Here is a 6,487-nt window from a genome sequence, read left to right as displayed (position 1 = left end):
GCTGAATCCGTAACTTACTCCGTAGGTAACACTATTAACACTAGGGCAGAACGCTGACCGGATGGGTGGGTAGCAGGAAGAGGAAGCTAGTCATGAAGGGTTCAGATTGACATTCTAGCTTGTTGTAGTTACGTTGCTACATAAAGTGCTTAGAAGGATGTGAGCGATGGGAATGACAACGATCAACAGCCGGACGTTCAATCAGGATGCCAGTGGTGCAAAGCGGGCTGCGCAAGACGGACCTGTGTTCATCACAGACCGGGGCAAACCCGCTCATGTCTTGCTCAGCATTGAAGCCTACAGGCGGCTTACAGGACGCCAGGAAAATATTCTTGATTTGCTTGCCGATCCAGAAGCGGCAGACGTAGCTTTTGAACCGGATCGCTTGGGTCGCCTCACACGTCCCGCTGATTTGTCCTGATGTTCATCCTCGATACGAATGTGGTGTCCGAGCTGCGCAAGGCAAAAGCAGGGAAGGCGGATGCCAATGTCGTTGCCTGGGCCGAGGATCAAGACCCGTCAGCCCTCTTTCTGTCCGCCATCACCCTCTTGGAACTTGAGATGGGCGTCAGGCAGATGGAAAGGCGTGACAGCACGCAGGGCGCCGTCTTGAGGGCTTGGATGGCTGATCGGGTGCTTCCAGTGTTCGAGGGGCGTATCTTGCCCGTGGACGGGCCTGTCGCGCTCTGCTGTGCCGCTTTGCATGTTCCAGACCCTCGCAGTGACCGGGACGCCCTGATCGCCGCGACAGGGATCACCCACGCCATGCCAATCGTTACGCGCAATGTTGCGGATTTTGAACCGACAGGCGTGCAGATCATCAACCCATGGGAGCCGATGCCATGACACCCAGCAACCCGACAGCGACCGTTCTCAGAACAGAACGAGCCATCATCGAAGGCATCCAGCGCGGGCTTGTGGATGTTAAAGCTGGCCGGACGGTGAGCCATGAGGATGCAATGGCATCCGTGCGAAAGATCATCGACGCTGCGGTGGAGCATGGCCGGACTGATTTTCACTGATCCGGCCTGTTGATCCAGATCGCGCAGTAGCTGGACCCGTTGTCCTGTTCGACCACCTGTCCGCCTGCGGTGCCGCAATAGATGCTTGGGAACTGCCCGAACTCACGGGCATCGCCCCGTCCGGTGATCCAGAACGCCGCCAGTGCGCCAAGGAGCGCCCCTGCGGCCCCTACAGAGGCCAACCACACCCAGAACCCGCCAAACCACCGCCACGCCTCTCTGCGGGCTTCTCCGGCGGCCTGTGTGAACCTCTGGCGTTCCTGGGCCAGTTGCTCCCGGATATCCCCCAGGACGCGCTCTGCGGCCTCTGTGGCCGCCTGTGTGGCGTTGCGGGCCATCCGGTCCCTGTCAGTCTTCAACGTGCTTCCGAGCGTCTGGGGCGCTTCCTGTGCGGCGCGTTCCATCCTGCCGACCGCCTGCGCCAAGGTTTTGTTCAGGGCTTCGGCTTCCTGCTTGTCGAGGCTGGTGCGGGCAAGGTGCTCGATGCTCCGGCGCAGGGCGGTCAGCTCCTGCGAGAGGATGTCGAACGCGTCTCCGGGGTTTCCGCTCATGTCTGATCCGCCTTCGCCGCCACCTGATCCAGTTCCGCCAGCAGCCCGACCAGCTCTTTCTGATCTACTTCACGGGTGGCGTTCTTGCGCAGGGTTGCCGCCATCCATCGTGCAATCTTCGGGTCTTTCAGGGCTTCGGTTGTCACGATGGCTCCGACGATGATTTTGCGCCGCGTCTCGCTGGCTTTCTGGCGGGTCTTGAGGCGGGCGAGCTTGGCCTGCGTTTCCGCTATCTGCTGATCTACTGTCCGCGCCATTTCGGTCTCCACGCTCATCGCCCTATGTTGATTTGTGCCGTGGGTTGAGGCAGGGTGCAAGACACGAAGTGCCCACTTATACAAACGCTGCGCGTTTGTGTGGGTAGGGGAGACTGGCGTTTCCCCTTAACCCCTAAGCAAAGTGCAGCTCCTGAATGGCGATATATCATTTACGCGCAACGATGATTTCTCGCAGCCAAGGCCGCAGCGCCACGGCGGCTGTCGCCTACCGCGTGGCCGAGCGCATCGAAGACCGCCGCACCGGGCTTACCTTCGATTACGCGGCGCGGGGCGGTGTCGATCACACCGAAATCCTAGCACCGGACCATGCGCCGGATTGGGTCCGTGACCGATCCGAGCTGTGGAACCGGGTCGAGGAATCCGAGACCCGCAAGAACAGCCAGGTCGCCCGCGAGGTGCGCGTGGCCCTGCCCGACGAGCTGACCCATGCGCAGCGGGTCGCCCTGGTCCGCGATTACGCACAAGCGCAGTTCGTGGACCGGGGCATGGTGGCTGATATCGCCCTGCACGCACCGGGGCGTGCGGGCGACGAGCGCAATCATCACGCCCACATTCTGCTGACCACCCGCGAGATCGACGCGGAGGGCTTCACCACCAAGAACCGCGACTGGAATGCTGTCGAGGTTCTGGAAGGCTGGCGCGAGGCGTGGGCGCGGGACAGCAACGCCGCCCTTGAGCGGGCCGGCATTGAGGACCGCGTGGACCACCGGACCCTCGTGGCGCAGCGCGACGAGGCGCTTGAGCTGGCATCTGCGGCGCGAGATCGCGGCGACGATGGCGCGGAACTGGTGCAGACGGTGCGGGCCATCGAGCTGGACCGGCCGCCCCTGCCCCAGCTCTCGCTGGGGGCGTGGCAGCTCAAGGAGCGCGGCATCGAGGTCGGCCGCGTCGGGGCCTGGCACGAGGCCAAGGCCCGTGCGGCCGAGGTGATGGAGCTGGCGCGGGATCTGGCAGGCCAGGTCCGCGACTGGCTTGATCGCGCAGCGGAGCGGGTGCTGGACCGGCTAGGGTCCGGGCAGGCCGAGCTGGCGCTTGCCGGGGGCCGGGATGGCCGGGACCAGGAACCTGATCTTGCCGAACGATTGCGGGAGGCTTGGGAGGCACGGCAGGGCAGACCAGAGGTGCAGGAGGCTGACGCGCCAGACCGGGAACGGGAAACGCCGCAGGACTTGGCGGCGCGGCTGCGCGAGGCGGCGACCGGGATCGACCCCGACACCCTCGCAGACCGTGCCGCCGCATTGCGCGAGGGCCGCGAAGCCGAGGAACGGCAGGTCGAGCTGGACGCTGCGCGGGAGCAGGAGTTGGAACGTCAGCGGGAGATCGAGCGCGAGGCGGACAGCATCGCCGAGCGAGATCGCGGGCTGGGCCACGGGCTATAGAAGGGCTCGTGGTCCAGCCCGTAGCGGTCGTTCGGGCAGCGCGCGGCGAAGGTTATCGAAGAGCCCAGACTCACCGATGCTGCGGGGCGCGCGAATGTCGGCTTTCGTCCGGCGCGTCGCACCATGATGGAGTTAGTCAGCTTCCACCAAGTCACTCCGGGCATCGCGGATGATCATCCACGACGAATGCAGGAAAAGCCCCGCGATCGCGAACGCGACGATCAGGTCGGGCCATGCACTGCCAAGCCACGCGACCAGCCCGGCGGCGATGACCACGGCGAGGTTGCCGATGGCGTCGTTGCGAGAGAACAGCCAGACGGCTCGCATATTGGCATCACCCTTGCGGTGCTTTAGCAGCGGCAGCACCGCGAGGATGTTTACGATCAGCGCACCTACCGCGAAGGCTCCCATCAACCCGGCTTCTGGCGTGGTCTGGTTGAGGACACGCCAGAGCGTGCTGCCGACAACGCCAAGGCCCAGAAGGCCCAGAAACACGCCTTGGATCATCGCCGACCGCGCCCGCCATGTCAGGCTCCAGCCGATGGCGAGCAGGCCCAGAAACGTGATCGCACCATCGCCCAGAAAATCGAGCGCGTCTGCCTTCAGCGCCTGCGAACCGGACAAGAACCCGCCGAACATTTCGACCACGCCGTATCCGAGATTGAGCGCGACCACGATCCAGAGCGCGCGGCGATAGCTCGGGTCCTTGTAGGCCGGATCGGACGATGTATCGCCGTCCTCGATCTTCTCGAAACCGTAGCCGGTCGCGTCGAGCGCGGGCCGCACTTTCGGCAGATCGCCGTCCGCGATCCGCAATGTCATGATGTGGGTGGCGGCGGACACTTTCACGTCGCCTTCGGCCACGCCCGCAGACCGGGCCGCGCGCTCGATCTCGGCGGCATCTTTCGCGCAGTCCATGCCTTGCACCCGCATTCGGATCGGGGAGGAGGCTGTCGCCAACTTGCTGTTATCGGGCTGGCTCATGTGCGATCCTTTTTGTGGTGGCGGGCGAAAAGGTACGCTGCTAACGTATCAGTGGATAATGATATGACAGCGCAAAACATTCAAGACGATCTTTCGGCACCCGATACACTGGAACTGCGGGCAAAGCTCTTCCGGGGCCTAAGCGATCCCAGCCGTCTGACGATCCTCGATGCGCTGGTGTCGGACGAACGCAACGTGCAGGAAATCGTCGGGCATACGGGTTTGGGTCAGCCCAACGTCTCGAACCATCTGCGCTGTCTGCTGGAATGCGGGCTGGTCAGTCGCCGCAGCAAAGGCCGCTTCGTTCGGTATCGTCTGGCGGACAGGCGGGTCGCCGATCTCATCCGTGATGCAGATCAGCTACTTGCCTCGACAGCCAACGGAGTTGATGCCTGCCAAAGCTATACGGACTAACCGGCGCGACCTGCTGCAATGTCCTATCGGTGCGCCAAACCTGAAGCAGCCATCTGCGCATCCGCAGCGAATGCACCCTTTGTCCGCACACTGTGAGTTCACGCGCAGCGCAGCGAAGGTCCGTTGATGTGAATCTCGGCCAGTCGTTTGGAGAATGCGCCAAGTGGGTGTAACATGCGTAACTGTAAGCCTCACAGGTAGATGAGGCGAATTGCAACCCTGTGAGAGCGAGCAGTTACACCCATGAGTTACACCCTAGGAGAAGCTGCGAAAGCGGCAGATTTCAGCAAGCCAACTCTTTCCAGAGCCATAAAAAAAGGGAAGCTTAGCGCGAAACGTCTTGATGATGGCTCCTACAGCATCGACGCGGCAGAGCTGGAACGGTGGAAGGATGCTAACGGGCACAGGAACGGTGCTGTGAAGCGAATTGCAACCCCTACCGAAACACCTGAAACACCCCGTGAAACCAGTGCGTTGCAGGCCGAAGTTGAGAAGCTTCGCGCCCAGGTCCAATCTGACCAGCGCGAACGCGGTTTTCTGGAACAACGCATCGAGGATCTGAAAGAGCGGGCCGAACGGGCGGAACGCAAGGAAGACCAGCTCCACGCGCTCCTGGTCGATCTGCGGCCGCAGACGGCAGCCGAGCCGCGCAAGGGCTTCTGGGGGCGGTTGTTTGGATAGCCGCTAGCGCAGGCTGTCCTGTTTTGCACAATAGGCGACAAAGGCCGCTCCTGCGTTCTTCGGCGGATTGCCTTTGGCCGTTTCCGCCTGCGCGAAAGAAAGCCAATCGGCCCGCAGCGCGTAGTAGTCTCGGCCCTTTTCCCGTGCCATGGCGCGGGCTTTCTCTTCGGCCCAGTCGGGCAGGGCAATGGCTGGGGTGATCTGCGCCTTGGACTGGCGGGGCCGGACGATCACGAGGTCCGCATCGTCCAGCTCGAAGCGGTAGAACGGCGTCACGTCCGCCTTGATGATCTCGCGCAGATTATGCCGGAATCGTTTGACGGGGGCGTTGCTGCCCGTCTTGTTCTGGAGCGTCGTCAGTCCGATCTGCCATTTCGGCTTGCTGCCGCAATGTTTCCGCGCAATCTCGTAGAGGCGGCGTTCCAGCGGGCGACGCAGCCGGAAGTAGTCGTTCGAGATCGTGACAACCTGGTCGGACTCGATAGCCCGCATGAGCCAGCGCGACAGCTTCACCTCGCAATAGTCCAAGCGGAACCGTTCGTCGTCTGTGCGCACAAAACCGCCCTCGTCGATGAGCGAGAAAATCCGCGTCTCGATCTTGCCACCGGACCTGATGTTGGTGACGAACTGCGCACCCTGGAGGCGGGCGAAAGCGTCTTCGAGGCGCTTGTAATGGTTGCCACCGATCGGGCGGTTGGTGGCAACCGACAGCTCGCGGGCTGAAAAGCGCACGGTATCCCCAATCGCCTCGCCCCGGTTCTTGCGGTGCATGAGCTGGCTGATCGTGAAGATCAGGATGTCCTTGTCGAAGATGGTGGGCAGGCCGAGGCCGGATGGTCGGATTTTCAGAACGTTGTCGCCGCTGCGATATTCGAGGTGCCGCATGTCCGGTTTCGTTGCCAGTGAGAACAGCGGATGCTCCATCGAGGCCATGTCGTCCTTCGGCACCGCATCCGCGATATCGAGGACGAAGAAATCAAGGTTTGGGTGGCGATCTGGCAGCAAACTCATCAGCGAATCTTTGACCTATCAGGAGCTTTCTCGTTTGACCTATCAGGAACCAAATTTCGAGGAAAGCCCGTTTGACCCTTTCGGAACCAAAGTTTGACCCTTTCGGAACCAAAGTTTGACCCTTTCGGAACCCGGAAGCGATTTTATTTCAAGCAGAGCAAGAGGTT

The 6,487-nt window shown here is 62.0% G+C and carries 10 protein-coding genes; 6 read left to right on the top strand and 4 right to left on the bottom strand.

Translation table 11 applies throughout. The features are described 5' to 3' along the window. Window positions 1–166: 166 nt before the first annotated feature. Genes PAE61_RS01210 through PAE61_RS01200 form a run of 3 tightly spaced genes read left to right on the top strand, consistent with a single transcriptional unit; the run spans window position 167 to window position 1,022 of the window. Window positions 167–421, top strand: a complete 255-nt coding sequence (locus tag PAE61_RS01210) for a type II toxin-antitoxin system Phd/YefM family antitoxin (RefSeq protein ID WP_114291867.1) — start codon at window positions 167–169, stop codon at window positions 419–421. Further along, window positions 421–846, top strand: a complete 426-nt coding sequence (locus PAE61_RS01205) for a type II toxin-antitoxin system VapC family toxin (RefSeq protein ID WP_114291866.1) — start codon at window positions 421–423, stop codon at window positions 844–846. Before PAE61_RS01210 ends, PAE61_RS01205 begins: the two co-directional genes overlap by 1 nt. Further along, window positions 843–1,022 (top strand): hypothetical protein, encoded by a 180-nt coding sequence (locus tag PAE61_RS01200; RefSeq protein ID WP_205387742.1) that lies wholly within the window; start codon window positions 843–845, stop codon window positions 1,020–1,022. The genes PAE61_RS01205 and PAE61_RS01200 overlap by 4 nt, the downstream gene beginning before the upstream one ends. On the opposite strand, the gene PAE61_RS01195 is transcribed toward PAE61_RS01200, so the two are convergent. Continuing rightward, window positions 1,016–1,573 (bottom strand): hypothetical protein, encoded by a 558-nt coding sequence (locus PAE61_RS01195; RefSeq protein ID WP_271112169.1) that lies wholly within the window; start codon window positions 1,571–1,573, stop codon window positions 1,016–1,018. The two genes, PAE61_RS01200 and PAE61_RS01195, sit on opposite strands and share 7 nt — an antisense overlap. After that, window positions 1,570–1,830 (bottom strand): hypothetical protein, encoded by a 261-nt coding sequence (locus tag PAE61_RS01190; RefSeq protein ID WP_114291872.1) that lies wholly within the window; start codon window positions 1,828–1,830, stop codon window positions 1,570–1,572. The genes PAE61_RS01195 and PAE61_RS01190 overlap by 4 nt, the downstream gene beginning before the upstream one ends. Before the next feature lie 155 nt (window positions 1,831–1,985). Between PAE61_RS01190 and mobQ the strand changes: the two genes are divergently transcribed. Next, window positions 1,986–3,230 (top strand): MobQ family relaxase, encoded by a 1,245-nt coding sequence (gene mobQ / locus PAE61_RS01185; RefSeq protein WP_243253660.1) that lies wholly within the window; start codon window positions 1,986–1,988, stop codon window positions 3,228–3,230. 132 nt (window positions 3,231–3,362) lie between these two features. Here the strand turns inward: mobQ and PAE61_RS01180 are convergent, their stop codons facing one another. Then, the gene (locus tag PAE61_RS01180) at window positions 3,363–4,214 is read right to left on the bottom strand and encodes a cation diffusion facilitator family transporter (RefSeq protein WP_007803328.1); all 852 of its coding nucleotides are present in this window, start codon (window positions 4,212–4,214) and stop codon (window positions 3,363–3,365) included. A gap of 63 nt (window positions 4,215–4,277) precedes the next feature. Here PAE61_RS01180 and PAE61_RS01175 point away from each other — a divergent pair, with 63 nt between their 5' ends. After that, a complete protein-coding gene (locus PAE61_RS01175) occupies window positions 4,278–4,628 on the top strand; it encodes an ArsR/SmtB family transcription factor (protein ID WP_007803330.1) in 351 nt (116 codons plus the stop codon). 243 nt (window positions 4,629–4,871) lie between these two features. After that, on the top strand, window positions 4,872–5,309 hold the full coding sequence (locus PAE61_RS01170; protein WP_162791944.1) for a helix-turn-helix domain-containing protein: 438 nt from the start codon (window positions 4,872–4,874) through the stop codon (window positions 5,307–5,309). Between the two features lie 3 nt (window positions 5,310–5,312). On the opposite strand, the gene trfA is transcribed toward PAE61_RS01170, so the two are convergent. Then, window positions 5,313–6,320 (bottom strand): replication initiator protein A, encoded by a 1,008-nt coding sequence (trfA, locus tag PAE61_RS01165; protein WP_271112170.1) that lies wholly within the window; start codon window positions 6,318–6,320, stop codon window positions 5,313–5,315. Window positions 6,321–6,487 lie beyond the last annotated feature (167 nt).

The sequence above is a fragment of the Paracoccus aerodenitrificans genome (genome assembly GCF_027913215.1).
GTDB classification, from domain to species: Bacteria; Pseudomonadota; Alphaproteobacteria; order Rhodobacterales; family Rhodobacteraceae; genus Paracoccus; species Paracoccus aerodenitrificans.
Note: the sequence above shows the minus strand (reverse complement) of the source record. Positions and strands in the feature narration are given on the sequence as shown.

Excerpts from the sequence above, each read along its gene's own strand:
- PAE61_RS01175 (WP_007803330.1), top strand. The coding sequence starts at position 4,278 with ATGACAGCGCAAAACATTCAAGACGATCTTTCGGCACCCGATACACTG.
- PAE61_RS01190 (WP_114291872.1), bottom strand. The coding sequence starts at position 1,830 with ATGGCGCGGACAGTAGATCAGCAGATAGCGGAAACGCAGGCCAAGCTC.
- PAE61_RS01170 (WP_162791944.1), top strand. The coding sequence starts at position 4,872 with ATGAGTTACACCCTAGGAGAAGCTGCGAAAGCGGCAGATTTCAGCAAG.
- PAE61_RS01205 (WP_114291866.1), top strand. The coding sequence starts at position 421 with ATGTTCATCCTCGATACGAATGTGGTGTCCGAGCTGCGCAAGGCAAAA.
- PAE61_RS01180 (WP_007803328.1), bottom strand. The coding sequence starts at position 4,214 with ATGAGCCAGCCCGATAACAGCAAGTTGGCGACAGCCTCCTCCCCGATC.
- mobQ (WP_243253660.1), top strand. The coding sequence starts at position 1,986 with ATGGCGATATATCATTTACGCGCAACGATGATTTCTCGCAGCCAAGGC.
- PAE61_RS01210 (WP_114291867.1), top strand. The coding sequence starts at position 167 with ATGGGAATGACAACGATCAACAGCCGGACGTTCAATCAGGATGCCAGT.
- trfA (WP_271112170.1), bottom strand. The coding sequence starts at position 6,320 with ATGAGTTTGCTGCCAGATCGCCACCCAAACCTTGATTTCTTCGTCCTC.
- PAE61_RS01200 (WP_205387742.1), top strand. The coding sequence starts at position 843 with ATGACACCCAGCAACCCGACAGCGACCGTTCTCAGAACAGAACGAGCC.
- PAE61_RS01195 (WP_271112169.1), bottom strand. The coding sequence starts at position 1,573 with ATGAGCGGAAACCCCGGAGACGCGTTCGACATCCTCTCGCAGGAGCTG.